We start from the raw sequence: 24,385 nt of genomic DNA, 5'->3' as shown, positions 1-24,385 counted from the left end.
GCGAGGGGGCTGGAAACGACAAACCCGGCGGTCCGTTTCCGGCCGCCGGGAGAGGTCAGTGAGGTCAGATCACACGTCGGCGGCCGGCGAGCTGGTCGCTCGCGCGGTCGCGGTCGTGCCGGTGTGCTTGATGATCCTCATGGACACCACGCTAACAGGACGCCTCCGCGCCGTCCTGCGGATTTCCACCGGGGCCCGCGCCACCGACGTGCAGTGGTCCTGGTGCTGGGGCTGAGCCGTCACCCCGGCCTGCGCCGCATGGGCGAGGGAGCGGCGGTCGGAGTGGCTGCCGGGCGCTATGGTCTCGCCCACCTCCACCTCGGCGACGAGCCCACGCGTCGACACGACCCGCCACACCGAGGTGAGCAGGGAGTCGCTGCCGACGAAGGCGGGCACGGTGCTGGCGGTGCCGTCGGTCAGGTAGTGCAGGCCGACGGGCTGGACGGGGACTCCGGCGTCCAGCGCGGCCTGGAAGACGGCCCGCCGGAAGTGGCCCTGGGCCCGGCCGCACCAGGTGCTGCCCTCGGGGAAGACGGCGACCGCTCCGCCGGCGCGCAGGGCGCCCGCGATGGAGGCGACCGTCTCGGGCAGCGCGCGCAGCCGGTCGCGGTCGATGAACAGGGCGCCGCTGCCCGCGGTGAGTGTCCCGGCGACGGGCCAGTGCCGGATCTCGGCCTTGGCCAGCATGCGGGCCGGGCGTACGGCGGCCAGCAGCGGGATGTCCAGCCACGAGATGTGGTTGGCGACCAGCAGCAGCCCGCCGGTGGGCGTGGTGGTGCCGGTGATGCGGAGCCGGATGCCGGCGGCCCGGACGATCGTCCGGCACCACCAGCGCACCGCGCGGGCGGGGATCCGCCCGCCGATCGGGGTGAGTGCGGCCCCGGCGGCCACCACGACCAGGACCGCCATGAAGCGCAGCACGGCACGCGGTACGGCCGTGACGGACCCCTTCGACTCGATGCACGCCCTGGGGGTGCAGGGCGCGCTGGGCAGCCAGACGCTCATCACGCCGGGACGAGCGAGAGGAAGTGCCGCAAATAGCGCGGGTTGACCCGGCGCATCGACAGCAGCACGTACAGGTCGGCGACCCCGAAGTCCGGGTCGTGGGCGGGCTCGCCGCACACCCAGGCGCCGAGGCGGACGTATCCGCGCAGCAGCGGCGGGAGTTCGACGCGTCCGGCGGGGCGGGTCACGCCGTCGGCACTCCAGGGCAGCAGCGGTCGTACCCGGAACTCCTCCGGGGCGAGGTGCTTGGCGCTGACCCGGTCCCAGGTGCCGGCGGCGAGGGCGCCACCGTCGGCGAGCGGGATGGAGCAGCAGCCGGCGAGCCACTCGTGGCCGCGGTCGACCATGTAGCGGGCTATACCGGCCCAGATGAGGCCGATGACTGCGCCGTCGCGGTGGTCGGGGTGGACGCAGGAGCGGCCGACCTCGACGAGGCCCGGGCGGATCGAGTCGAGGGGGGCGAGGTCGAACTCGCTCTCCGAGTAGAGCCGCCCGGCGACCGCGGCGCGCTCGGGCGGCAGCAGCCGGTAGGTGCCGACCACCTGCCCGGTGACCGTGTCGCGGACGAGGAGGTGGTCGCAGTAGGCGTCGAAGGCGTCGACGTCCAGGCCGGGCTGCGGGCTGGAGAGGTGGGCGCCCATCTCCCCGGCGAAGACGTCGTGCCGCAGCCGCTGCGCGGCACGCACATCGTCCTCGTCGCGGGCGAGCGTGACGGTGTAGCGGGTCGGCGCGTCGGGCTGCGAGGGACGGTCGAGGGTGGAAACGCCGGTCATGGCTCTCCCTGATCACGGGCCGGGTTCGGCGGGGGGAACTGGCTGGCCGGTTCCGTACGTCCAGCCGCAACAGTTCTTCCTACGCCGGGCGTCCTGCGCGTGACCTGTGCCCGGAGCCGGGATGTGGGGTTGTTGAACGGCGTCCTCACGCCCCGGCGCTCAACACCTGGCGTTCACTCGGGCGCGGTCCGGCGGTGTCCCGGAGCGGCGGCCGACGGCCGTAAGCCGTCAACGACGGGGGTCCGGTGGGAGTTCCCTCATCTTCTCAACCGGTCGAAAATGCCTGGCGGGACCGGGGATGAGCACCACTCCCGGTCCCGCCCGTCCGCATCTTGTCGGCGAACGTTCTTGTGCCCTAAGGGAGTTCGTGGGGGAGTTCAGCGCTTGGCCGCCTTGCGGGTGGCCCGCAGCCATTCCTTGTTCATGCCGGTGATGGAGACCAGCGGGATGCCCTTCGGGCAGGCGGTGGCGCATTCGCCGGCGAGGGTGCAGCCGCCGAAGCCCTCGTCGTCCATCTGCGCGACCATGTCGAGGACGCGGGTCTCGCGCTCGGGGGCGCCCTGTGGAAGGACGTTGAGGTGGTTGATCTTGGCGGAGGTGAAGAGCATCGCGGCCCCGTTCGGGCACGCGGCGACGCACGCTCCGCAGCCGATGCACTCGGCGTGCTCGAAGGCGAAGTCGGCGTCCGGTTTGGGGACGGCGGTGGCGTGCGCCTCGGGGGCGGCTCCGGTCGGGGCGGTGATGTAGCCGCCGGCCTGGATGATCCGGTCGAAGGCCGAGCGGTCGACCACGAGGTCCTTGACGACCGGGAACGCGGAGGCGCGCCACGGTTCGATGTCGATCGTGTCGCCGTCCTCGAAGGACCGCATGTGGAGCTGGCAGGTGGTGGTGCGCTCCGGGCCGTGGGCGTCGCCGTTGATGACGAGGGAGCAGGCGCCGCAGATGCCCTCGCGGCAGTCGTGGTCGAAGGCGACCGGGTCCTCGCCCTTGAGGATGAGTTCTTCGTTGAGGGTGTCGAGCATCTCCAGGAACGACATGTCCGTGGAGATTCCGTCCACTTGGTAGGTGGACATGGCGCCTTCGGCGTCGGCGTTCTTCTGCCGCCAGACGCGCAGGGTGAGCTTCATGCGTAGCTCCGCTGAGTGGGGTGGACGTACTCGAAGACCAGGTCTTCCTTGTGCAGTACGGGAGATGAGCCGGTCCCGGTGAACTCCCAGGCGGCCGCATAGCTGAACTCCTCGTCCCTGCGCTCCGCTTCGCCGTCCGGGGTCTGCGACTCCTCGCGGAAGTGCCCGCCGCAGGACTCGGCGCGGTTGAGTGCGTCGAGGCACATCAGCTCGGCGAGTTCGAGGTAGTCGACGATCCGGTTCGCCTTCTCCAGGGACTGGTTGAACTCCTCGCCGGTGCCGGGGACTTTGATCCGCCGCCAGAACTCCTCGCGGATCTGCGGGATCCGTTCCAGCGCCTTGCGCAGTCCGCTGTCGGTGCGGGCCATGCCGCAGAACTCCCACATGAGTTCGCCGAGTTCGCGGTGGAAGGAGTCGGGGGTGCGGTCGCCGTCCACCGCGAGGAGGAGGTTGAGGCGGTCCTCGGTCTCCGCCAACACCTCCTGTACGGCGGGGTGTTGGACGCCGATCTCCTCGTGTCCGGGGTTCCGCGCGAGGTAGTCGTTGATCGTCGCCGGGAGGACGAAGTAGCCGTCCGCGAGGCCCTGCATCAGCGCGGAGGCGCCGAGGCGGTTGGCGCCGTGGTCGGAGAAGTTGGCCTCGCCGATCGCGAACAGGCCCGGGATCGTGGTCTGGAGGTCGTAGTCGACCCAGAGTCCGCCCATCGTGTAGTGCACGGCGGGGTAGATCCGCATCGGGACCGTGTACGGGTCCTCGGCGGTGATCCGGGCGTACATGTCGAAGAGGTTGCCGTACTTCTCCTCGACGGCCTTCCGCCCCAACCGCCCGATGGCGTCGGCGAAGTCGAGGTAGACGCCCTGCCCGCCGGGGCCGACGCCCCTGCCCTCGTCGCACACGTTCTTCGCGGCGCGGGAGGCGATGTCGCGGGGCACGAGGTTGCCGAAGGCCGGGTAGATGCGCTCCAGGTAGTAGTCGCGCTCGTCCTCGGGGATCTGGTTCGCGGGGCGCGTATCGCCCTTGGCCTTCGGCACCCAGATCCGGCCGTCGTTGCGCAACGACTCGCTCATCAGCGTGAGTTTGGACTGGTGGTCGCCGGTGCGCGGGATGCAGGTCGGATGGATCTGTGTGAAGCACGGGTTGGCGAAGAGCGCGCCGCGCCGGTGCGCGCGCCAGACGGCGGTGGCGTTGGAGTTCATGGCGTTCGTCGACAGGTAGAAGACGTTGCCGTAGCCGCCGCTGGCGAGGACGACGGCGTCCGCGAAGTAGGTGTCGATACGGCCCGTGATGAGGTCGCGAGCGACGATTCCGCGTGCCTTTCCGTCTACGACGATCAGGTCGAGCATCTCGGTGCGCGGGTGCATCTCGATGTTGCCGGCGGCGATCTGCCGGGACAGGGCCTGGTAGGCGCCGAGGAGGAGTTGCTGCCCTGTCTGGCCGCGGGCGTAGAAGGTCCGCGACACTTGCACGCCGCCGAAGGAGCGGGTGTCGAGCAGGCCGCCGTACTCCCTCGCGAACGGCACGCCCTGGGCCACACACTGGTCGATGATCTCGACCGAGATCTGCGCCAGGCGGTGGACGTTGGACTCCCGCGCCCTGAAGTCGCCGCCCTTGACGGTGTCGTAGAAGAGGCGATGGACGGAGTCGCCGTCGTTGCGGTAGTTCTTCGCCGCGTTGATGCCGCCCTGGGCGGCGATCGAGTGGGCGCGGCGCGGGGAGTCCTGGTAGCAGAACTGGACGACGTGGTAGCCCTGTTCGGCGAGGGTGGCGCCCGCCGAACCGCCCGCGAGGCCGGTGCCGACGACGATCACCGTGTGTTTGCGTCGGTTGGCGGGGTTGACCAGTTTGGCCTCGAAACGGCGGGTGTCCCAGCGCTCATTGATGGGGCCTGTCGGGGACTTGATGTCGGCGACGGGTTCCCCGGTCGTGAAGTCGGCGTATTCAAGGGCCATTTCAGCTCACCACTCCGGTCATGACGCCCACGGGTACGGCGATGAAGCCGGCCGTGAGCAGCAGCGCGAGGACATTGGCGACGGTCTTCAGGGCACGGTCGCGGCTGCGGTTGCCCGCGCCGAGGGTCTGGGCGGCGCTCCAGAAGCCGTGCCGGACGTGCAGGCCGAGGGCGAGCATCGCGACGATGTAGATGACGTCGCCGTACCAGGTGGAGAAGGTGTCCACGACGTTCTGGTACGGGTGGCCCTCCTGGAAACCGCCCGAGTGCACGGTGCCTGTCGTCAGGTCGAGGATGTGCCAGACGATGAACAGGGCGAGGATGATGCCGCCCCAGCGCATGGTGCGGGTGGCGTAGCTCGCCCGGCGTTTCTTGTGGACGTACTTGCTGGGGCGCGCCTTGATGTCGCGGCGGCTGAGCTGGTACGCGGAGACGGCGTGGGCGACCACGGCGACGACGAGGACGATCCGGACGAGCCAGAGCGTCCACTCGTAGTGCATGAAGGGTTCGCCGACGGTGCGCAGCCAGTGGGCGTAGTGGTTGAACTCGCCCGCGCCGAAGAAGATCTTCAGGTTTCCGATCATGTGGACGACCAGGTACAGCAGCATGATCAGGCCGCTGACCGCCATCACTGTCTTCTTGCCGACGGAGCTGTCCCACACCGTGCGCGCCATCGACGGCCGTCGGTCCGTCCGCGTTGCCAGAGCCATGTCTACGGACGCTAGACGCCCGATACCCGATCGGTCCAAGACATGGTCTGCCTGGTTTCCATAGGCTGCGACTATCATTGGTGCATGCAGTTCCAGCAGCTCCAGTACTTCGTGGCGGTCGCCGAGACCCGGCACTTCACCCGGGCCGCCGATCTGGTCCATGTCGCGCAGCCCTCGCTGTCCCAGCAGATCAAGGCGCTGGAGCGGGAGCTGGGCGCGGATCTGTTCCTGCGGGCCCGCGGCAACATCACGCTCACGGACGCGGGCGAGGCACTGCTGCCGCTGGCCCGGCGCATCCTGGCGGACGCGGACACGGCCCGGCACGAGGTGCAGGAACTGGCCCAACTCCGAAGCGGGCGGATCAGGTTGGGCGCGACCCCGAGCCTGTGCACAGGCCTGCTCCCGGACGTGCTGCGCGCCTTCCACGACCGCTATCCGGGCATCCGGCTGCTGATCGAGGAGGGCGGTTCGCACGATCTCGTACGCGAACTCGCGCGCGGCGCCCTCGACTTGGCGTTGGTGGTCCTGCCGTTGCCCACCCCCTCACCGGCGTTGACGACGGTGGAACTGCTGCGCGAGGACCTGGTGGTGGTGTCGTCGCCGGAGGCGTCCGTACCGGGGCGCGGCCGGACGGTACGGATCTCCGACCTGGAGGGCGAGCGCCTGGTCATGTTCCGGCACGGCTACGACCTGCGCGAACTGACCGTCGCCGCATGCCGCGCCGAGGGCTTCGAACCGGACTTCGCGGTGGAGGGCGGCGAGATGGACGCGGTCCTCGGCTTCGTCCGGGCGGGGCTCGGCGTGGCCGTAGTCCCGCGCATGGTCGCGACCAAGTCCGGGCGCGGGCTGCGGGTGACCCCGCTGGCCCGTCCCGGACTGCACCGGACGATCGCCCTCGCACACCGCAGCGATGTGGCTCCGCCGCGGGCGGCGAGGGAGTTGCAGCGGATGTTGTTGGAGCGGTGAGGTGAGCTGCGCGGGCTCGGCGGGGGGCTGTTGCGGATGCCGGTTGTACCGGGAAGCGTGGGCTGCGCGGACTCGGGAGGCGGCGGGCGCGGATGGCGGCTGTGGAAGCGGTGAACTCCGCGACCTCGGCCGGACCCTCACCGGATGCCACGGAAGCTGCGAGCCGCAGCGCCTCGCCCGGGCGCTGTCGCTGATGCCCGGCTCAGCAGGCGCTACGGGAGCCGCCGGCCTACCGGGCACACGAGGGCGCGGGCGCCAGATGCGCTGGCCGCCCTGGAAGCGGCGAACACCGCGAACTCGGCGGGACCCTGACGCGGATGCCGTGGGAGCGGTGGGCCGCAGAGCCTCACGCGGGCGCTACGGCCGAAGCCGATCGTGGCAGGTATGGCGGGAGCCTCCGGCTCAGCCGGGCGTCGGCGCGGGCGTCAGGTGTGGCCGGGGCTGCGGGAGCGGTGGGCCAGGTGGTTCCATCCGGACGCCAGTGCCGAGGGCGGTTGTGGCAGCCGTCGTAGAAGCAGCGGCAACCGGGCGCCGGCGTACGGGAGTTCGTCGGCCGTCGGCACCCGGCCGGTTCACCAGGTCGGGATGAATCCGCCGTCGATCACGAGGTCGCTGCCGGTGAGGTTGGCCGCGCGGTCGCCGGCGAGGAAGAGGACCACGTCGGCGATCTCGGCGGGCTTGGAGAAGCGGCCGGTGACGGTGGCGCCGGCGGCCTGGGCCGCGACCTCGGCCGGGGTGAGGCCGGTGGCGGCCGACACGGTCTCGGCCACGCCACCGCCGCCGAGCCACAGCTCCGTCTCGACCGGGCCGGGGCTGACGGTGTTGACGCGGATGCCCTTGGGGCCGGCCTCCTTGGACAGTGCCTTGGAGAAGGCGACCAAGGCGGCCTTGCCCGCGCTGTAGTCGATGACCAGTGGGTCGGGCAGGGTGGCGTTGACCGAGCCGATCGTGACCACGGAGCCCTTCCCGGCGGCCAGCATCAGGGGCAGGGCGGCCCGGGTGACGCGTACCGCCGTGAGGAGGTTCAGGTCGAGGGTGCGCTGCCAGTCCTCGTCGGTCACGGACAGGAAGCCGCCGGTGCGCGGCGGTGCCGTGCCGACGTTGTTCACCAGGATGTCCACGCGCCCGTCCGCCGCCTCGACCAGCCGCTCGGCGGCACCGGGTTCGGCCAGGTCCACGGCCACCCAGGTGACGGGGAACTCCTTGACCAGCGCGTCCAGCCCCTCGGTGGTGGTGCGCGACCCGGCGACGACGGTGGCGCCCGCCCCGGCCAGCGCCGCCACGACCGCCAGCCCGATGCCCTTGCTGGCGCCCGTCACCACGGCGGTCCTGCCCTGCAGTTCGGTACTCATCGAGCCCAACTCCTTCAGCGATATGCGACGAGATGCGCGAGAGACAGGTGGCTGTTCGTCCGCCACGCAGGCATCCTCTCCCGCCGACGCCCCTCGCACAGGTCCTAGTCGATGTCCGGCGGCACCGGAGTCCCCTGGTGGTAGAACATCCGCCAGCCCGTCGCCTCGTCGCGCTTCCGCCACAGGGACGTGCGGCGGGCACGGCGGCCGGCGAAGTCCGTCTCGTACCTGAGCTGCACCAGGCCCGGGGCCAGGACGATGCCCGTGATGGCCGACGGGACGTAGCGGGGACCGTCCGCCGCGCTGCCCGCGTGCTCGGGCAGCCAGGCCAGCATGTGGTCGTACGTGTAGTGCCGGCCCGAGTCGCCGACCTCGACGTACTCGGGGTCCAGCAGCCGGACGGCCTCACTGCGGGAGGAGCGGACGGCCGGATCCATGAGGGCCAGTTCGCCCTCGATCGCCTTGTTCACGTCGTCCGACGCAGGTGCTTCTCGATTCACCCGCACATGATCACCCGCGAACCCGGCCCTCCCGCAACCGGCTTACGCCCTCACCCCGTCGCGTCCACCAGCGCCAGGTCGTGCAGTCGCTCCGGCGGGCCCGGGCGGGCGTAGTACCAGCCCTGGGCCGTGTCGCAGCCCAGTATCCGCAACTGCTCGGCCTGCGCGCCCGTCTCGACGCCCTCGACCGTCACCGTGAGGTTCAGGCTGTGGGCGAGGGAGACGATGCCCTCGACGATCTTGAGGTCGACGGGGTCGGCCGGGAACTGCTGCATGCTCTGGGTGAAGGAACGGTCCAGCTTGAGGATGCTGACCGGCAGCCGGCGGAGGTTGGCCAGGTTCGAGTAGCCGGTGCCGAAGTCGTCCAGGGCGATGTCGACGCCCATCTCGGCGAGGCGCCGCAGCGGCTTCAGGAGGTCGTCGTCGGCGCCGATCAGCGCCGACTCGGTGACCTCCAGGCAGAGCGCGTCGGGGGCGACGCCGGTGCGCTCCAGGATGTCGACGGTGTCCTGGACCAGGCCGGGGTGGGTGAGCTGGCAGGGCGAGAGGTTGACGTTGATGCGCAGGGGGATGTCGTCGCCGTAGGTCTCACGCCAGGCGCGGGCCTGCCGTACGGACTGTTCCAGGACCCAGCGGCCCAACGGGACGATCAGACCGGTGTGTTCGGCGAGCGGGATGAAGCGGTCGGGGCCCAGCACGCCGTGCTGCGGGTGCAGCCAGCGGACCAGGGCCTCGGCGCCGCGCACGCTGCCGTCGCCGAGGTGGACCAGCGGCTGGTACTCGATGAAGAACTCGTTGCGGTCCAGGGCCGCCGGAAGTGCCGTCGTCAGGCCGTGGCGCGTGATCGCGCGGGCGTCGGCCTCCGGGTCGGCGAGTTCGAAGCGGTTGCCGCCCGCCGACTTGGCGCGGTACATGGTGATGTCGGCGCTGCGCAGCACCTCCGCGGGGCCGCGCTCGCCTGCCGGGCCCTCGACGATGCCGATGGAGCCGCGCACGGTGAGGTCGCGGCCGTCGATGCTGACGGGGGTGATCAGCGCGTTCATGATGCGGCCCGCGAGCTCGTCGACCTCGCGCTCGGTGTCGGGGCCGGTGGTCAGCGCGACGAACTCGTCGCCGCCGAGCCGGGCGACCATCTCGCCGGGTGCGGTCGCACACGACTGCAGCCGGTCGGCGACCTCGACGAGCAGCCGGTCGCCGGCCGCGTGGCCGAGACTGTCGTTGATGGTCTTGAAGCCGTCGAGGTCGAGGTAACACAGGCCGAACCGCTGGTTGTTGCCCGCGCCGAGCGCCTTCTCCAGGCGTTCGAAGAACAGGGTGCGGTTCGGGAGGCCGGTGAGGGCGTCGTGGGTCGCCTCGTAGCGCAGCCGCAGGTTGAGCAGCCGCCGCTCGGTGGTGTCCTCCATGAGGGCGAGCTGGTACTGCGGGTTGCCGTCCGCGTCACGCAGCAGGGAGACCGTGAGGTTGGTCCACAGGACCGTTCCGTCAGGCCGGTAGAACGCCTTCTCGACGTGGTAGTGCTCGCGCTCGCCGCGGACGAGTTCGTCGTAGAGGGTCCAGGTCTGGGGGGCGTCGTCCGGGTGGGTCCACTCGCGGACGTTGCGGCCGCCCATGGTCTGGTCGTTGACGCCGAACATGCGCAGCAGCGCGCCGTTGACCTGGAGGATGTTGCCGTCGAGGTCGGCCATGCCGATCCCTATGGCCGCGCCCTCGAAGACCGCGCGGAAGCGGGCCTCGGTCGCGTGCAGGGCCTGGGCGACGACGCCCTGGGCCTGGAGGGCGGCCACGGAGATGGCCTCCTGCTCGGCCAGCGTGCGCTCACGGAGTGCCTGGGCGAAGCCGGCGGCCATGGCGTGCTGGAGGCGGGCCGAGCGGATCCGCAGGTCCTCCTGGGAGCCGTCGCCGCCGCAGTAGAGCACCAGGTAGGCGTCGACGCACTCCAGGGTGCGGCTGAGGGCGTCGGGGTCCGTGCAGTGCGCGGAGACGAGGGCGGCGCCGACCGCCTTGCCCTCCTCGGCCTCGAAGGTCCTGGCGCGCAGCGCCTCGCTCAACCGCCGTGCCAGCGGCAGGAGCAGTTCCTCGAACTCGGGCCGGGTCAGCGATGTGGAGGTCGCCGGGAACACCGCCCGGCTCCAGATGGTCGCGAACCTGCGCAGTCTGCCCTCCGGCCCGTCCGGCTCGGCGATCACGCCGCGCGTCCTACGCCGGCGAATCCGGAGAAGGAGTACGGATCCTCGTCCTCCAGCACTGTGTCCGGCCGCCACTCCGGCATCGGCACCAGTCCCGGTTCCACCATGTCGTACCCCTCGAAGAACCGCGCGATCTCGTCGCGCGAGCGCATGATCAGCGGATTGCGAATGTCCTTGTACACGTCCACCGCGCCCTCTGCCCGCTCCGGTGGCAACGGGATTCCCTCGTACGAGGCATGGGTGAGGATCAGCAGGCTGCCGGGCGCGAGTGCCTCGCGCAGCTGTGCCACCGCTCCGTACGGGTCGTCCGCGTCTTCCACGAAGTGCAGTATGGCAACGAGAAGCAGCGCCACTGGCCGATTCACGTCGATCAGCCGCCGCACCTCGGCGCTCGCCAGGATCTCCTGGGGCTTGCGGAGGTCGGCCGCGACGACGTCCGCGGTCTCGTTGCCGGCCAGGACGGCCTGACTGTGCGCGACCGCCACCGGGTCGTGGTCGACGTACATGACACGGGCGCCGGGGCTGGCCGCCTGGGCCACCTCGTGGACGTTACCGAAGGTGGGAATTCCGGAGCCGATGTCGAGGAACTGGGTGATGCCCTCGGCGGCCGCGAATCGTACGGCGCGACGCATGAACGCCCGGTTGGCCTGCATGATCTTGGGAAGTCCCGGGAGGAACTCCATGGCCTTGCGGGCCGCTTCCCGGTCGACCTCGAAGTTGTGCGAACCGCCCAGGTAGTAGTCGTAGATACGCGAAACGCTCGGCACCGAGATGTCGATGCTTCGTGGTGCCCAGGCGGGACGCTCCATGTATCTCTCCAAGGCGTAGGCGATCCGGTGTTCGAGCTGAGGCTACTGATCGCCCGCCAAAGGGTCGAGCGGAAACGGAAATTGACCATCCGTTCCCGTTGATTGCCGGTGGCACGTGCCGAATTGACGTGCGGGACATGCGGAGAAGCGCGGAGAATGCCGGAATTGCTGCATGGAATACGCCAAAGCGGCCCGCCCCCTCCGTGCGGTGCGGAGGGGGCGGACCTGGGGTCGCGCGCGCTGCTGTGTTGTTCGGCATTTCTGTCGCTTGCCCGCGACCCTCCCTTCCGCGTTTCGGTTGCCGAGTGGGCGGGGGGCGATCAACCCTGGGGAGGTTCTCGCTACTCCGCGGGCGCGCCGACCGGCTTGCCTTCAGGGGAGACGGCGTACCAAGTGCCGCCCACGCCCTGTCCGTTGGTCTGTCCGGCGGCCGTGTCACCGGAGAAGGTGTAGATGGGCCAGCAGTTGACGGTCATCTGCTTGACGCCGTCGGGCCGGGTGAAGCCCATGAGGCCCTTCTTCTGCACGCCCTTGGTGTCGTTCGCCGAGACGATGCCCACGGCCGGCCACTTGTCCGCGCAGGCGCCGAGGCAGTTCGAGACGGACTTCGGCCATGCCTTGTCCTTGAGGAAGCGGTAGACCGTGTGGCCGTTCTTGTCGACGACGATGTCACCGAGCTTGGCGTCCTTGCGGACGGAGAGGCCGGGCAGCGAGGCGAGGGTCGCCTTCTTGCCGTCGGGGGCGAGCGCGTACCATTTGCCGCCCACGCCCTGGCCGTTGACGTCACCGGCGTTGACGTCCTTGGCGTAGCGGTAGGCGGGCCAGCCGCCGATGGTCAGCTGCTTGGTGCCGTCGGTGCGGGTCACCTCGCCGAGGAGGGCCTTGTCGATACCGGCGCCGGCCGTGGCGTCGTCCGCGGGAACCGGCGGCCAGGCGGTGGCGCAGTCGCCGTCGCAGTTCGACTTGGGGGGATTGGCCGTGTCGGCGTCGAAACGGTAGAGGGTGAGGCCGGCGCCGTCGCTCAGCACCTTGCCGAGGTCGGGGTTGTTGGCAACGGTCAGCTGGCCCGCGGGTTCGGCGGCAGCGGCCTGCTGGCCGTCCGCGCCGTAGCCGTTGCCGGCACCGGTGCTGGCGCTCGCCGTGGCACCGACGCTTCCGTAACCTCCGGCCGCCGCCGTGGCACCGACGTTCTGTGCCGCAGAGGAAGGCGTGGTCACATTTTCCGAACCGCACGCCGCCGTCAACGCCATGACGGACACGGCCGTCGCCGCGAGTGAGGCGCTCCGCCAGGAGGTCTTCATCGTCAACTCCCCATAATCACCTGGATGTTGCAGCGCCCGTCTGTGCCGCCGCACGGTCCTAGGTACGGGTGGGGACCACGGAAGTGTTCAACCGCCGCACAAATTTCTTTCCGACCCCTGTGACACGGCGGCGCCGTCTCGTACGCCCGTGCGCATCCGGCCATCTCCGACGGTCGGCGCGTCAAACGGCCGCACCCCGCCTTCCACTCCTTCGGGGCAATCCTCCCGCGCCCCGGCGCGCCCCCGCCCGCGAGGCCTCATGATCTCCGTCGTGCATGGACCCGAACCGACCCGAACCGCCCTCGCCGCAAGGGTGTTGACCCTGGTGACGCTGACCTGGCTGCTGGCGGGCGCACCGGCGGGCCTGGCAGCGGCCGACGCGTGTGCGTACGCCTCGACGGGGCCGGACGGCACGGAGGCGGTGGCGGTGGCCGGCGGCGACTGGCCGACTCCCCCGGTCTGCCCGAAGCCGACCCCGCCGCCACCCTGCCCGTCCCCGACGCCCACTCCGCCACCACCGAAGCCGACACCGCCTCCCCCGCCGAAGCCCACCCCGACCCCGACGCCCAAGCCGCGGCCCACGCCGAAGCCCACCCCGCCACCGCCGGCCCCGGCGCCGCGCCCGGCCCCGGCGGCTCCGCCGCCCCGGGCGACCCCGACCCCGACGCCCACTCCGACGCCCACTCCGACGCCGACTCCGACGCCGACTCCGACTCCGACTCCGACTCCGACTCCGAAGCCATCTCCCAAGCCCACCCCGCATCCCTCGGCGGCCCCGGTGAGTTATCCGCAGTACCACGCCCAGCCGCGTCCGCGGCCGGCCACCAACCGGACGCCGCCGGTCGTCTACGTCCTGCTCATCACCCTGCCCGCGGTGGTCGCCATCGTCGCGCTGCGTCCACGCTGATCCCCGGAGGAACCTCTTGTCGGAATGGCTTGTTCTCGTCCTCGCGATGGCGGCGGCCTGTGTCGTCGTCGTCATCATCACGTTCCTGCGCGAACGTTCGGCGTCCGAGGACGAGGACCCCAGCGAGACCCCGGACGTCATCGAGTACATGACGATGTGGATCGGCGTGGTGTACGCCATCGTCCTGGGCCTCGCGATCGCCGGTGTCTGGGAGGCCCGCAGCGCCGCCCAGGACCACGTACAGGCGGAGGCACAGGCGCTGCACGAGGTCTCGGAGCGGGTCCAGGCCTATCCGCCGGACGCCCGCGACCGTATCCGGGCCGACGTCAACGCCTACGTCTCACAGGTCGTCGACGTCGAGTGGAAGACGATGGCCGACCACGAGAAGCTCACCCAGCGCGGGACCGACCTCCTCGACCGCATCCGTCAGGATGTCACCGCCTACCAGCCGAAGACGGACTTCCAGGCACAGGCCTACCAGCCGCTCGTCGATCAGGTGGCCGCCGCGGACCAGGCACGCAACGCCCGCGCGGACTCCACCGGGGCGACCATGCCCTCGGTGGTGTGGTTCGGGCTGCTCGCCGGGGCCGTGATCACCATCGGCATGGTCTTCGCGCTGCAGATCCGGCGTACGACACGGGAGCTGATCCTGGCCGGGCTGTTCTCGGCGCTGATCGCCTTCCTGCTGTTCCTGATCTGGGACTTCGACGCGCCGTACAGCCGCGGCATCACGGCCTCGGCGCAGCCGTTCCTGAACCTCTTCCCGCACCTCAAGGACTGACGGCCCCTCACCGGAGCCGGTCAGCGGGGGACGTCCGCCACGCCGCGGGCGTCCCCCGGTCGCACGAACGGTGTCCCCTGTGCGGCCCACATCGTTGCCCCATTCGCGCGACTGCGATCGCGGGAGCGCACACATGTTCCTAGCGTTTCGGTCATCGAGGTGCATTTACGGCGCAAGCGGAAAAGGTCCGCTGCTGCTCCTCGGGGACCCGGAGGAACCACCATGCGCGCGATACGCGTCGCTTCGGCCGCACTGCTGGGCATCAGCGCCCTCGCCCTGTCCGCGCCGGTCGCCGTCGCGAAGGGCGACGGCAACCACAACATCACGCCGTTCGGCTTCAGCGTCCTGCCCTCGACGATCGCGGCGGGCGGCCAGGTGACCCTGCAGCTCGACCGGGACCAGGGCGGCTGCAAGGGCTCCGCCACGGTCTCCTCCGGGGTCTTCGACACCGTCAGGATCTCGCCGGGGCAGTCCTCGGCGTCGGCGATGGTCGACTGGGACGCCAGGCCGGGCGCGGTGTACCAGGTGACGTTCACGTGTGACGGCGTGAGCGGCTCCACGGGTCTGACCATCGCCTCGGGCCGCACGAACAACAACATCCAGCCGCTCCAGCCGGCCCAGCAGATTCCGCGAGGGGTGCACGCCGGTGAGGGCGGCAGCATCGCCGGCTTCGACCTCAAGGAGCTCGGCATCGGCGCGGCCCTCATCGCGGGCTCGGTGGGCGCGGCCTACCACTTCTCGCGCCGGCGCACCGGAGAGGACGGCGCCTGACCGCAACCGCCACCCGCACAGGCCTTCGCCCCGGAACCCGCAAGGGTCCGGGGCGAAGGCCTGTCACATGCGCCTGAACTCCGAAGGGGAGGAGGTCAGATCCCGCGCTCGGTGCGGCGGCGCATCCAGAACACCCCGCCACCCACGACGGCCGCGGCGACCAGGCCGCCGCCGATCGCCATGTCGGTCGGCGTCGCCCCGGCGCTGCTGCTGCCGCCGAGTCCGCCGCGGACACCGCCGATGACGGTGTAGGCGGAGTCACGGGTCAGCGAGGAGCCGTTGGAGCAGCGGACCGTGATGCTGTACGAGCCCGGGGTGGCCGACCGGCTGATCCTGGCCGTTCCGCTGGACGTCGTACCGGAGCCGCCGAGCAGGGAGAGGTTGGCGGGGCGTTCGAACCCCGGTGAGGTGGCGATGGCGTTGCCGCCGCTGAAGCAGCCGTCGACCGTGACGGTGAGCTGTCCGCCGCGGGCGATCACGCTGGGCAGGGCGACGATGTTGCTGGGGCTGGCGCCCATGCCGTCCGCGACGGCCACCGGGGCGGCGAGCCCCAGGACGGCCACCGCGGCACCGGCGGCAGCCAGGGCACGAGTTGTACGCATGTCATCCTCCGCGGAAGGCGCCCCGGGACCCGTCCCCGGTCGATCGGCGAGAAAACGCCTCCCAGACGCACCCTCAGATGCCTTGCACGCGCTCGCATTTCGAGAATGGTCCGTCCTGGTGAGAGGACACGCCGGAGGAAAAGCGCACAATCGGATATTGCCGCAGGTCACGGACCGTCAGAAAATTCCTGCGGGCGTCAACTCGTATGGCGCACATAAGGATGTCCGGGCCACCCGTTCGCGCTTTCCCCGTCGCCGGTTCCGGCTTCGGGACTTAGCGTTCTCGTATGCGCGATTGACGGGGCGACGGCCGCGTCGAGAGGGGATGGCGAATGTCTGCGTCGGAGCTGTCCGAGCTTGCCGAAGAGGAGGAGCGGCAGAAGAAGCGCGCCCCGTGGGGAGTGATAGCGCTTGTTCTGCTGACCGGTCTCGCGCTCATTCGGAATGGTTCGGGGGAGTTCGACGTGGGACCGCCGCAGCCGGCGACGGCGGCCGCCGCGGACGCCCGTACCGGCCACACCACGTTCGGCAAGGTCCCGGCCCCGCTGCCGTACTCCGTCGCCGACCGGGTGCGGATCCCCGCGATCCGGGTCGACGCCCCGGTCATGCCGGTGGGCCTGGACGCGGACGGCTGGGTGGGCGCTCCGCCGCCGGAGGACCCGAATCTGGCGGGCTGGTTCACCGGCGCCGTCTCCCCCGGCGAAAAGGGCACGGCGGTCGTCGTCGGCCACGTCGACAACAAAATGGGCCCCGCCGTGTTCTACGGCCTGGGGGCCCTCAAGAAGGGAAATCGCGTCGAGGTCGAGCGCAAGGACGGAAAGACGGCCGTATTCGAGATCTACGGCATCGAGGTCTTCGAGAAGAAGGACTTCCCCGGCGACCGCGTCTACGCGTCCAAGGGAACTCCGGAGCTCCGCGTCATCACCTGCGGCGGCGGTTTCTCCAAGCAGAACGGCTACGACGGGAACGTCGTCGTCTTCGCCCGCCTGGTCGAGGTCCGCTGAGCGTTTCCCCGACCGGGCGGGCGAAGGCCTGTCAGGTGGTGGTGCGGCGGCGTGGCAGCGTCATGTGGTAGCCGGAGTCCAGAAGGTGCGGCAGGTATTCGCGCAGCGCCTTCACGCTCTGGGTCCGGTCGCCCCCGGCGTCGTGCGAGAGCACCACGACGCCGGGGGCGGCGCCGTCCTCGACCGCGTTGACGATGTGGGGGACGCCGGGGGTGTCCCAGTCGAGGGTGTCGACGGTCCACGCGAGGGGTTCCATGCCCAGCTCGGAGCCGAGCTGGAAGGCGGCCCGGTTCCAGGCGCCGTAGGGGGCGCGGAACCACTGCGGGCGCTCCCCGTAGGCGTCCTCGATGACGTCGCTGGTGCGTTCCATCTCCGAGCGGATCTGACCGCGGGTCATCTTGGTGAGCAGCGGGTGCGACCAGGTGTGGTTGCCGACGACGTGGCCCTCGTCGGACATCCGGGCCAGCAGGTCCCGGTTCCAGTCGGCCATCTCGCCGCACACGAAGAACGTGGCGCGGACGTCGTACTCGGCGAGGGTGTCGAGGATGTGCGGGGTGTAGCGGGGGTCGGGTCCGTCGTCGAAGGTCAGGACCATGGTGTTGCCGCGTCCGGACATGCGCAGGAAGGGTTCGTGCCGTACCGGGACGTGGGCGAGGGTGGTGTGGGGCGCGCCGTAGCCGGCCACGGGCTGGAGGCGGTAGGCGGAGGGTTTGCGCGCGAGGCGCGGTGGGGGCCCGGCGGCGGGGGCGGCGGCCTTGGCGGGGGCGTCGTCCGCGAGTCCGGAGTACAGCAGACCGGCGGTGCCGGCCGCCCCGACGGCAGCGGCGCCGGCGAGCAGGGCCCGTCGGCGCGTGAGCGACTGATCCTTCTTCATGACTCATCAGTCGCCCGGCCGGGTACCGCCGCCCCACGGCAACACCGGTGCGGCGGCAGGAAAGCACCCGCCCGGCCCAGTGTTCGGACGCTCAGCGGCGCCGGACGAGGGGGAACGGCAGCGTCTCACGGATCGTCAGACCGGTGAGGAACATGACGAGTCGGTCGACACCGATGCCGAGTCCTCCGGTGGGCGGCATCGCGTATTCGAGGGCGTCGAGGAAGTCCTCGTCGAGCTCCATCGCCTCGGGGTCTCCCCCGGCGGCGAGCAGCGACTGGGCGGTGAGGCGGCGGCGCTGTTCGACGGGGTCGGTCAGCTCGGAGTAGGCGGTGCCGAGTTCGGTGCCGAACGCGACCAGGTCCCAGCGTTCGGCCAGGCGCGGGTCGGTGCGGTGCTGCCGGGTGAGCGGGGAGACGTCGGTCGGGAAGTCCTTGTAGAAGGTGGGCAGCCGGGTCGGCTCCTCCACCAGTCGCTCGTACATCTCCAGTACGACCTCTCCGCGGCCGTCGTCGGCGCCGTACGGCACACTCGCGCGGTCGCACAGCAGATGCAGACGGGCCAGTTCGGTGTCGGCGTCGATCTCCTCGCCGAGCGCGTCGGAGATCGCGCCGTAGACGGTCTTGACCGGCCAGGGGCCCGAGATGTCGTACTCCTCGCCGTCCTTGCGGGCGACGGGCGAGCCGAAGGCGGCGGTCGCGGCGCCCTGGATGAGTTCGCGGGCGAGGTCGAGCATCACGTCGTAGTCGGCGTACGCCTGGTAGGCCTCCAGCATCGTGAACTCGGGGTTGTGCTTGTAGGAGACGCCCTCGTTGCGGAAGGTGCGGCCCATCTCGAAGACCTTCTCCAGGCCGCCGACGCACAGGCGCTTGAGGTACAGCTCCGGGGCGATGCGCAGATAGAGGTCGAGGTCGTAGGCGTTGATGTGGGTGGTGAAGGGGCGGGCGTTGGCGCCGCCGTGGATCTGCTGCAGCATCGGGGTCTCTACCTCCAGGTACCCGCGCTCCAACAGGCCCTGGCGCAGGGCCTGTACGGCGGTGGAGCGGGCGCGGACGACGTCCCGGGCCTCCGGGCTCGCGACGAGGTCGAGGTAGCGCATGCGGACCTTGGCCTCGGGGTCGGTGAGGCCGCGGTGTTTGTCGGGCAGCGGGCGCAGGCACTTGCCGGTGAGCTGCCACGAGGTGACGAAGACGGTGGGCTCGCCCTTGTCGCTGGTGCCCGCGCGGCCGGTGGCGGTGATGTGGTCGCCGATGTCGGTGTCGGCGGTGAAGCGGTCGAGGTCGGGGCCCGACTCGGCCCGGGTCAGGGCGAGTTGGTGGTCGCCGGACCAGTCGCGCAGGGTGACGAAGACGATGCCGCCGAGGTCGCGCACGAGCATCACCCGCCCGGCGACGGTGACTTGGTCCCCTGCGCGGACCTCGGCGAGGGTGTGGGTGCGCTGCGGGACGCCGACCGGGTAGGGGTCGATGCCGGCGGCGCGGAGGCGGTCGAGCTTGTGGTGCCGGACGCGGACCTGTTCGGGCAGGCCGCTCTCAGGACCGTCGGCCTCGTCCTCCCTGCCGAGGCCGAGCGCCGACAGGGGCGGCAGGTCCGCGGTCGTCGCGGGCCGCGGGCCGCTCTTCTGGTGCCCCTTTCCCCAGAGTTGGCGCAGCGACGGTACGGAGACGAAGCCCTCGGCGATACCGGAGGCGAGGCTGATGCGGGCCAGGGAGGCGGTCTCGCCGTAGCAGATGAAGCGGGGGTACCACTCGGGGTGGTACTTGGCGTTGGAGCGGTAAAGGGCCTCCAGTTGCCACCACTTGGAGAAGAAAAGCAGGAGGCGGCGCCACAGACGGAGGACCGGCCCTGCGCCGATGCGGGCGCCCTCCTCGAAGGCCGAGCGGAACACGGCGAAGTTGAGGGAGATGCGGTGGACGCCCAACTTCGGTGCGGCGGCGCAGAGTTCGGCGACCATGAACTCCATGACCCCGTTGGGGGCGGTGCGGTCGCGGCGCATCAGGTCGAGGGAGACGCCGTCGGTGCCCCAGGGGACGAGGGAGAGCAGGGCGAGCAACCTGCCGTCCTCGTCGAGTGCTTCGACCAGGAGGCAGTCGCCGTCGGCCGGGTCGCCGAGGCGGTCCAGTGCCATGGAGAAGCCGCGTTCGGTCTCGGTGTCGCGCCAGGCGTCGGCGCGGTCGACGACCTCCTCCATCTCCGTGTCGGTGAGGGTGGCGTGGCGGCGGATGCGGCAGGTGGCGCCGGCGCGGCGGACGCGGCTCACGGCTTGCCGGGTGACGCGCATGTCGCGGCCGGCGAGGTCGAAGTCGGCGACGTGCAGGATGGCCTCGTCGCCGAGCTGGAGGGCGCCGAGTCCCGCGCGGGCGAAGGCTCTCGCGCCGTCCTCGGAGGCGCCCATCACCGCGGGGGCCCAGCCGTGGCGGCGGGCCAGGTCGAGCCAGGCGGCGATGGCGTGCGGCCAGGCCTCGCGGTCGCCGACCGGGTCGCCGCTGGCGAGGCACACGCCGGCCTCGACGCGGTAGGTGACGGCGGCCTTGCCGCTGGGTGAGAAGACGACGGCCTTGTCGCGCCGGGTGGCGAAGTAGCCGAGGGAGTCGTGGCCGCCGTAGGTCTTCAGGAGGGCGCGGATGCGGTCCTCCTCGTCGCCGTGCAGGGCCGCTTCGAGGCGTTGGGAGCGGAAGAGGACGGTGGCCGCGTTCAGGAGGGCCAGCGCGCCGAAGAGACCGAGGAGGAAGTACAGGGCGCGGGGCGGGCGGCCGTCGAAGGAGCGGGTGGAGACCAGGCCGCCGCAGACCCGGTCGGCGGCCCAGCCGAGATGCTGGCTCGTGGGCAGGGTGCCGGGGAACAGGGCGACCAGTCCCCATCCCGCGAGGATCGCGACGGCGAGCCCGGCGAACAGGACGGCGAGGGCACGTCGTACGGCCGCGCGGCGGGAGGCGGCGTAGAACTGTCCGCGGGCCACGATCAGCAGGACCAGCAGCAGGGCGCACACGATGAGGGACGGGAGGGACTCGGCGTACAGGCCGAGGGCCACGCCCAGGACATCCGTCAGGACCAGCAGGCCGAGGTAGACGACGACCAGCCACCAGGCGATCTTCTTTCGGGCGGCGGTCGCGGCGGCGAGCAGGAAGAGGAAGACGGCGTAGGCGAGGTTGGCGCTGACGGGGACGATCAGCAGGTCGAGGAAGCGGACCACCGGGCGCAGCACGCGGCGCAGCGGGGCGATGAAGGCGAGCAGGACGCAGAGCAGGCCGAGGGCGCCGAAGAAGGTCGCGAAGCCCTCGGGCACCCGGCTGAGGAACCCGTTGCCGGGCGGCCGTATCGGTCCCTTGGTGTCCTTGGGTCTGGCGGCCTCCACCGTGGCAGTCATGGTTCCGACTGTAGGAACAGGGCGGGCGGCGCGCCCGTCGAGCGCTCCCGGGCGGGTTCAGGACCTGCGGGTTCCGATAACCTCACGGCCGTGACGGAACAGCACTCAACTCAGTTCGAGCGGGGCACGGACGGGCCCAAGGTGATCGTGGCCGGAGTGGACGGCTCCGAGTCCTCGCTGCGGGCCGCTGCCTATGCCGCGGGCCTGGCCAGGCGCCAGCACGCGCTGCTCGCCATGGTGTACGTGCAGCCGGTGCTGGCGGCGGGCGCGGCCATGGGAGCACCGGTCGCCGACACGACCGACGAGATCGCCGAGAACCTGGTCGCCCAGATCCGCAGCGAGACCGAGCGCGTGAAGGGGATATTCGACATCCGCTGGGAATTCCACACGTTCCGCGGCGACCCCTACGGCGGCCTGGTGAAGGCGGCCGACCAGCTCAAGGCGGACGCGGTCATCGTGGGCGCCTCCGAACAGGCCGGCCACCGGATCATCGGGTCGGTCGCGGTGCGGCTGGTGAAGGCGGGGCGGTGGCCGGTGACGGTAGTGCCGTAGCCTCCGGCGGTTGGGCGGGCGTCGGGGCGGGGCGTGCCGTCGCCGGTGGGAGTGGGGGGGGGCGGCCGGGTGGTGTTGCCGTGGCAGGTGGGGGTGGAGCGGTGGCTGGGCGATGACTCCCTGGCCGCCTATGGTCGTGCCGTAGATGGTGAAGGTGGAGCGGTAGCCGGGCGGTAATGCCCTCCCCGTCGGCGTCCGTGCCCCGTCGTCCCCGTGTCCGCCGACGGCCGCACCCCGTTCGCCCCGTCGCTCCCCTTCCTCAGAGCGTGTCGAGAAAGTCCCTCAGGATCTCGTTGAAGGCGTGCGGCTTCTCCATGTTCGGGTAGTGGCCGACGCCTTCGATGGTCGTGGAGCGGCCGTTCGGGACCGTCCGGGCGAAGCGTTCCGCCATGGCGATGCTGTCGGGCCAGTCGGCCGCGCCGTGGATGGCCAGCACCGGGACGTCCAGCTTCGGGACGCCCGACCACGGGTCGGCCAGCGGGACGTACCAGTCCTTCTCGCCCGGGGTGTGCTTGGAGATCGTGTGGGCGGTCAGTTCGCGCAGGCGTCGGATGACCGACGGGTCGACCTCGGCCACTGTGCGGCGCGGGCCTGCCACCCCTTGCGTGAACTGGTCGAGCCAGCCCGCGATGTCGCCGGTGGCGAGCAACTGCCCGGCGCGGGCGGTGTGTTCCAGCAGTTCCGGGTCCTTGTACTCGAACGCGCTGGTGCCGCCGCCGCTGACGACGATCGCGCGGACCAGTTCGGGGTGCTCGATCGCGGTGTCGGTCGCGACGCCCGCGCCCATGGACAGGCCGACCAGGACCGCCGGCCCGAGGTCGAGGTGGCGCAGAAGACCCGCGAGGTCGTCGGCCCAGCGGAACGGTCTGCTCGCGTTGGCCGAGAAGCCGTGGCCCCGGATGTCGGGCGCGATGACACGGAAGTCGGCGGTGAGGGACGGCAGTTGGTCGTCGAAGACGCGGTGGTCGGCGAAGCCGGAGTGGAGGAGGACCACGGGGTCGCCGGTGCCCGCGTCGCGGTAGGCCAGGTCCCCGTCGGCAGATGCGAAGAAGCTCAGTTCCGTAGCAGCTGTCATGACAACCAAGGTGTCATCTTGGACGTGGGTTTGGCAACCCAGGTGTCATGATGAGGTCGTGAACGACTCCCCTGCCCCGGCGCCCGCTCCCCTCTCCCCCGACGAACTCGGCCATCGCCTCACCGAGGTGTTCGACCTGGTGGGCCCGCTCTACCGGCGCGCCCTGCGCAAGGTCGAGCAGGGCGAACCGGTCGAGGGGGTCTCCGTCGGCGTACGCGCCGTACTGGACCTGCTGCGACAGCACGGGCCCATGACGGTGCCCCAGATGGGCCGGACCCAGGCCCTGAGCCGGCAGTTCGTGCAGCGCATGGTCAACGAGGCGTCGGTCCACGGCTGGGTGGAGGCCACACCCAACCCCGCACACCAGCGGTCCTCCCTGATCCGGCTCACGGAGGAGGGCCGCGCCGTCATCACGTCCGTCCTCGGCCGCGAGCACCACCTGAACCGCCAGGTCGGCGGCGATCTGACCGACGCCGAGGTCAGCGCGTGCGTGCGGGTCCTCACCGAGATCCTCCGGACCTTCGACCACGTGGACGTGGACTGACCGTCCGTCACTTCCCCATCGCCAGCCCGTCCTTCGCCGCGCCCCGGCTCAGCACCACCTCGCGGACACGGTCGCGGTCGCCGGTCAGGTCGGCGCCCTGGCCGATCGCCTGGTTGACGTCGACGACCCGGCCCGCGTCGATGTCGAACAGCTGCGGCACGAACTCCGCCTTCGTCACCTCCCAGCGCCCACCGGGACGGGCGGGCGGTACGAAGGTGAAGCGGCCGAGGGTGCTCAGGTTGCCGCCGGGGTCCTGGGTGCCCGCGTTGTCGTACATCTCGCCGGTGATCTGGTCGCCGAGCCCGTAGACCACCCAGGTGCCGTTGACCTTCTCGTACGCCTGCGGGGCGTGGGCCTGGGTGCCGAGGATCAGGTCGATGTCGGGGCGGCCGCCGGTGCGGGCGGCGGTGAGTTCCCTGGCCAGCGCGAGCTGTTGCGGGTCGGGCGCGTTCTGGCCGGCCGTGCCCCAGCGCAGGGAGACGACGACCACGTCGGCGCCGGCGCGGCGGGCGGCCCGGGCGTCGGCGAGGACGCGGGCGGGGTCGAGGAGGCTGACGGCCCAGGGCTCGGCCGGCGGCAGCGGGACGCCGTTCGTGTCGGCGGTGTACGCGAGGTGGGCGACCTTCGCCGGACCGGCGCGCAGCAGGGTGACCGCGCGCGCCTCGGCGTCGGTGCGCGCCGTTCCCGCGTGACGTACGCCCGCGCGGTCGAGGGTGTCGAGGGTGCGCTGGATGCCGACGGCGCCCTCGTCGAGGCTGTGGTCGGACGCGGTGGAGCAGCTGTCGTAGCCGGTCGCGGCGAGGCCCTGGGCCACCTCGGGCGGGGAGATGAGGGCCGCGGTGCCGGTCGAGTCCCCGTAGACGCTCTCGATGTGACACAGCGCCAGATCGGCTCGGGACACGAGGGGTTGGACCGCGGCGAGCATCGGCCGGAAGTCGTAGCCGGTGCCGCCGGCGTCGAAGCGGGCGCGGTCGACGACGGAGTTGTGCGGGAGGATGTCACCGGCGGCGACGAGGGTGAAGCCGCGGGCGGCGGGGGGCGCCGGGCGGCCGGACGCCTTCGAGTCGTGGTGCTGGGCCTGGCAGGCGGCGGCCGCGGTGAGAATCCCGGCGACGGCGACGGCCACCTGTTGTCTGCGTGCGATCATCAATTCACCCCACTGTGGTCATATTTACCCACCAATAGGTATGAACTTCACCGTCCCGGCAAACGACTTCCGGCCTCTGATGACCCG

At 71.0% G+C, this 24,385-nt stretch carries 23 protein-coding genes; 7 read left to right on the top strand and 16 right to left on the bottom strand.

Annotated features, from left to right (window positions below; genetic code table 11):
• Positions 1–69 precede the first annotated feature (69 nt).
• From ACGFY9_RS21085 to ACGFY9_RS21065, 5 genes are all read right to left on the bottom strand, one after another.
• Complete coding sequence (locus ACGFY9_RS21085; RefSeq protein ID WP_393756138.1) at positions 70–1,005, bottom strand: lysophospholipid acyltransferase family protein; 936 nt, start codon at positions 1,003–1,005, stop codon at positions 70–72.
• Positions 1,005–1,778, bottom strand: coding sequence for a GNAT family N-acetyltransferase (locus tag ACGFY9_RS21080; protein ID WP_393756136.1), 774 nt, complete (start codon positions 1,776–1,778; stop codon positions 1,005–1,007). Before ACGFY9_RS21080 ends, ACGFY9_RS21085 begins: the two co-directional genes overlap by 1 nt.
• A 377-nt stretch (positions 1,779–2,155) precedes the next feature.
• Positions 2,156–2,905 carry a succinate dehydrogenase/fumarate reductase iron-sulfur subunit gene (locus ACGFY9_RS21075; protein WP_365299169.1) on the bottom strand — a complete coding sequence of 250 codons (750 nt, stop codon included), beginning with the start codon at positions 2,903–2,905 and terminating at the stop codon, positions 2,156–2,158.
• Positions 2,902–4,854 carry a fumarate reductase/succinate dehydrogenase flavoprotein subunit gene (locus ACGFY9_RS21070; RefSeq protein WP_393756134.1) on the bottom strand — a complete coding sequence of 651 codons (1,953 nt, stop codon included), beginning with the start codon at positions 4,852–4,854 and terminating at the stop codon, positions 2,902–2,904. Before ACGFY9_RS21070 ends, ACGFY9_RS21075 begins: the two co-directional genes overlap by 4 nt.
• A gap of 1 nt (position 4,855) precedes the next feature.
• On the bottom strand, positions 4,856–5,527 hold the full coding sequence (locus tag ACGFY9_RS21065) for a succinate dehydrogenase (RefSeq protein WP_393756692.1): 672 nt from the start codon (positions 5,525–5,527) through the stop codon (positions 4,856–4,858).
• Positions 5,528–5,647: 120 nt separating this feature from the next.
• Between ACGFY9_RS21065 and ACGFY9_RS21060 the strand changes: the two genes are divergently transcribed.
• Entirely contained in the window at positions 5,648–6,529 is an 882-nt protein-coding gene (locus ACGFY9_RS21060) for a LysR family transcriptional regulator (protein ID WP_393756132.1), read from the top strand.
• A gap of 425 nt (positions 6,530–6,954) precedes the next feature.
• Here the strand turns inward: ACGFY9_RS21060 and ACGFY9_RS21055 are convergent, their stop codons facing one another.
• The 6 genes from ACGFY9_RS21055 to ACGFY9_RS21030 form a co-directional block, all read right to left on the bottom strand.
• Positions 6,955–7,092, bottom strand: coding sequence for a hypothetical protein (locus ACGFY9_RS21055; RefSeq protein WP_393756130.1), 138 nt, complete (start codon positions 7,090–7,092; stop codon positions 6,955–6,957).
• 9 nt (positions 7,093–7,101) lie between these two features.
• On the bottom strand, positions 7,102–7,881 hold the full coding sequence (locus tag ACGFY9_RS21050; RefSeq protein WP_393756128.1) for an oxidoreductase: 780 nt from the start codon (positions 7,879–7,881) through the stop codon (positions 7,102–7,104).
• Between the two features lie 104 nt (positions 7,882–7,985).
• Entirely contained in the window at positions 7,986–8,318 is a 333-nt protein-coding gene (locus ACGFY9_RS21045; protein ID WP_393756690.1) for a DUF4440 domain-containing protein, read from the bottom strand.
• A gap of 113 nt (positions 8,319–8,431) precedes the next feature.
• A complete protein-coding gene (locus ACGFY9_RS21040) occupies positions 8,432–10,567 on the bottom strand; it encodes a putative bifunctional diguanylate cyclase/phosphodiesterase (RefSeq protein WP_393756126.1) in 2,136 nt (711 codons plus the stop codon).
• Entirely contained in the window at positions 10,564–11,376 is an 813-nt protein-coding gene (locus ACGFY9_RS21035) for an SAM-dependent methyltransferase (protein WP_393756124.1), read from the bottom strand. Before ACGFY9_RS21035 ends, ACGFY9_RS21040 begins: the two co-directional genes overlap by 4 nt.
• A 341-nt stretch (positions 11,377–11,717) precedes the next feature.
• Positions 11,718–12,677, bottom strand: a complete 960-nt coding sequence (locus ACGFY9_RS21030; RefSeq protein ID WP_393756122.1) for an SCO0930 family lipoprotein — start codon at positions 12,675–12,677, stop codon at positions 11,718–11,720.
• A gap of 271 nt (positions 12,678–12,948) precedes the next feature.
• Between ACGFY9_RS21030 and ACGFY9_RS21025 the strand changes: the two genes are divergently transcribed.
• The 3 genes from ACGFY9_RS21025 to ACGFY9_RS21015 all read left to right on the top strand — a co-directional run bounded on the left by ACGFY9_RS21025 (position 12,949) and on the right by ACGFY9_RS21015 (position 15,136).
• Positions 12,949–13,584 (top strand): hypothetical protein, encoded by a 636-nt coding sequence (locus tag ACGFY9_RS21025; protein WP_393756120.1) that lies wholly within the window; start codon positions 12,949–12,951, stop codon positions 13,582–13,584.
• 16 nt (positions 13,585–13,600) lie between these two features.
• Complete coding sequence (locus ACGFY9_RS21020) at positions 13,601–14,365, top strand: DUF4239 domain-containing protein (RefSeq protein ID WP_393756118.1); 765 nt, start codon at positions 13,601–13,603, stop codon at positions 14,363–14,365.
• A 222-nt stretch (positions 14,366–14,587) separates the two neighbouring features.
• Positions 14,588–15,136: a hypothetical protein gene (locus ACGFY9_RS21015; protein ID WP_318020460.1), complete on the top strand. Its 549-nt coding sequence runs from the start codon at positions 14,588–14,590 to the stop codon at positions 15,134–15,136.
• Positions 15,137–15,231: 95 nt separating this feature from the next.
• Here the strand turns inward: ACGFY9_RS21015 and ACGFY9_RS21010 are convergent, their stop codons facing one another.
• Positions 15,232–15,738 carry a hypothetical protein gene (locus ACGFY9_RS21010; RefSeq protein WP_393756116.1) on the bottom strand — a complete coding sequence of 169 codons (507 nt, stop codon included), beginning with the start codon at positions 15,736–15,738 and terminating at the stop codon, positions 15,232–15,234.
• A gap of 332 nt (positions 15,739–16,070) precedes the next feature.
• Between ACGFY9_RS21010 and ACGFY9_RS21005 the strand changes: the two genes are divergently transcribed.
• Positions 16,071–16,742 (top strand): class F sortase, encoded by a 672-nt coding sequence (locus ACGFY9_RS21005; protein WP_366491755.1) that lies wholly within the window; start codon positions 16,071–16,073, stop codon positions 16,740–16,742.
• A 31-nt stretch (positions 16,743–16,773) separates the two neighbouring features.
• Here ACGFY9_RS21005 and ACGFY9_RS21000 read toward each other — a convergent pair whose 3' ends face one another.
• Together ACGFY9_RS21000 and lysX are read right to left on the bottom strand one after the other, a co-directional pair.
• Entirely contained in the window at positions 16,774–17,616 is an 843-nt protein-coding gene (locus ACGFY9_RS21000; protein WP_393756113.1) for a polysaccharide deacetylase family protein, read from the bottom strand.
• 91 nt (positions 17,617–17,707) lie between these two features.
• Positions 17,708–20,980 carry a bifunctional lysylphosphatidylglycerol synthetase/lysine--tRNA ligase LysX gene (gene lysX, locus ACGFY9_RS20995; protein WP_393756111.1) on the bottom strand — a complete coding sequence of 1,091 codons (3,273 nt, stop codon included), beginning with the start codon at positions 20,978–20,980 and terminating at the stop codon, positions 17,708–17,710.
• Positions 20,981–21,070: 90 nt separating this feature from the next.
• Between lysX and ACGFY9_RS20990 the strand changes: the two genes are divergently transcribed.
• Complete coding sequence (locus ACGFY9_RS20990) at positions 21,071–21,532, top strand: universal stress protein (protein ID WP_393756109.1); 462 nt, start codon at positions 21,071–21,073, stop codon at positions 21,530–21,532.
• A 259-nt stretch (positions 21,533–21,791) separates the two neighbouring features.
• On the opposite strand, the gene ACGFY9_RS20985 is transcribed toward ACGFY9_RS20990, so the two are convergent.
• A complete protein-coding gene (locus ACGFY9_RS20985; protein ID WP_393756107.1) occupies positions 21,792–22,607 on the bottom strand; it encodes an alpha/beta fold hydrolase in 816 nt (271 codons plus the stop codon).
• A gap of 58 nt (positions 22,608–22,665) precedes the next feature.
• Between ACGFY9_RS20985 and ACGFY9_RS20980 the strand changes: the two genes are divergently transcribed.
• Positions 22,666–23,151, top strand: a complete 486-nt coding sequence (locus tag ACGFY9_RS20980; RefSeq protein ID WP_393756105.1) for a MarR family winged helix-turn-helix transcriptional regulator — start codon at positions 22,666–22,668, stop codon at positions 23,149–23,151.
• A 7-nt stretch (positions 23,152–23,158) separates the two neighbouring features.
• On the opposite strand, the gene ACGFY9_RS20975 is transcribed toward ACGFY9_RS20980, so the two are convergent.
• On the bottom strand, positions 23,159–24,298 hold the full coding sequence (locus ACGFY9_RS20975; RefSeq protein ID WP_393756104.1) for a CapA family protein: 1,140 nt from the start codon (positions 24,296–24,298) through the stop codon (positions 23,159–23,161).
• Between the last annotated feature and the right edge of the window lie 87 nt (positions 24,299–24,385).

The organism is Streptomyces sp. NPDC048504 (assembly GCF_043200035.1).
Classification (GTDB): Bacteria; Actinomycetota; Actinomycetes; order Streptomycetales; family Streptomycetaceae; genus Streptomyces.
This window is presented reverse-complemented; position numbering and strand designations above follow the sequence as displayed.

What these genes read in the sequence shown, in the direction of transcription:
- ACGFY9_RS21070 (WP_393756134.1), bottom strand. Translation starts at nt 4,854, where the DNA reads ATGGCCCTTGAATACGCCGACTTCACGACCGGGGAACCCGTCGCCGAC.
- lysX (WP_393756111.1), bottom strand. Translation starts at nt 20,980, where the DNA reads ATGACTGCCACGGTGGAGGCCGCCAGACCCAAGGACACCAAGGGACCG.
- ACGFY9_RS21005 (WP_366491755.1), top strand. Translation starts at nt 16,071, where the DNA reads ATGTCTGCGTCGGAGCTGTCCGAGCTTGCCGAAGAGGAGGAGCGGCAG.
- ACGFY9_RS21010 (WP_393756116.1), bottom strand. Translation starts at nt 15,738, where the DNA reads ATGCGTACAACTCGTGCCCTGGCTGCCGCCGGTGCCGCGGTGGCCGTC.
- ACGFY9_RS21045 (WP_393756690.1), bottom strand. Translation starts at nt 8,318, where the DNA reads ATGGATCCGGCCGTCCGCTCCTCCCGCAGTGAGGCCGTCCGGCTGCTG.
- ACGFY9_RS21035 (WP_393756124.1), bottom strand. Translation starts at nt 11,376, where the DNA reads ATGGAGCGTCCCGCCTGGGCACCACGAAGCATCGACATCTCGGTGCCG.
- ACGFY9_RS21015 (WP_318020460.1), top strand. Translation starts at nt 14,588, where the DNA reads ATGCGCGCGATACGCGTCGCTTCGGCCGCACTGCTGGGCATCAGCGCC.
- ACGFY9_RS21085 (WP_393756138.1), bottom strand. Translation starts at nt 1,005, where the DNA reads ATGAGCGTCTGGCTGCCCAGCGCGCCCTGCACCCCCAGGGCGTGCATC.
- ACGFY9_RS21030 (WP_393756122.1), bottom strand. Translation starts at nt 12,677, where the DNA reads ATGAAGACCTCCTGGCGGAGCGCCTCACTCGCGGCGACGGCCGTGTCC.
- ACGFY9_RS21050 (WP_393756128.1), bottom strand. Translation starts at nt 7,881, where the DNA reads ATGAGTACCGAACTGCAGGGCAGGACCGCCGTGGTGACGGGCGCCAGC.
- ACGFY9_RS21000 (WP_393756113.1), bottom strand. Translation starts at nt 17,616, where the DNA reads ATGAAGAAGGATCAGTCGCTCACGCGCCGACGGGCCCTGCTCGCCGGC.
- ACGFY9_RS21075 (WP_365299169.1), bottom strand. Translation starts at nt 2,905, where the DNA reads ATGAAGCTCACCCTGCGCGTCTGGCGGCAGAAGAACGCCGACGCCGAA.
- ACGFY9_RS21080 (WP_393756136.1), bottom strand. Translation starts at nt 1,778, where the DNA reads ATGACCGGCGTTTCCACCCTCGACCGTCCCTCGCAGCCCGACGCGCCG.
- ACGFY9_RS21065 (WP_393756692.1), bottom strand. Translation starts at nt 5,527, where the DNA reads ATGGCGCGCACGGTGTGGGACAGCTCCGTCGGCAAGAAGACAGTGATG.
- ACGFY9_RS20985 (WP_393756107.1), bottom strand. Translation starts at nt 22,607, where the DNA reads ATGACAGCTGCTACGGAACTGAGCTTCTTCGCATCTGCCGACGGGGAC.
- ACGFY9_RS20975 (WP_393756104.1), bottom strand. Translation starts at nt 24,298, where the DNA reads ATGATCGCACGCAGACAACAGGTGGCCGTCGCCGTCGCCGGGATTCTC.
- ACGFY9_RS21060 (WP_393756132.1), top strand. Translation starts at nt 5,648, where the DNA reads ATGCAGTTCCAGCAGCTCCAGTACTTCGTGGCGGTCGCCGAGACCCGG.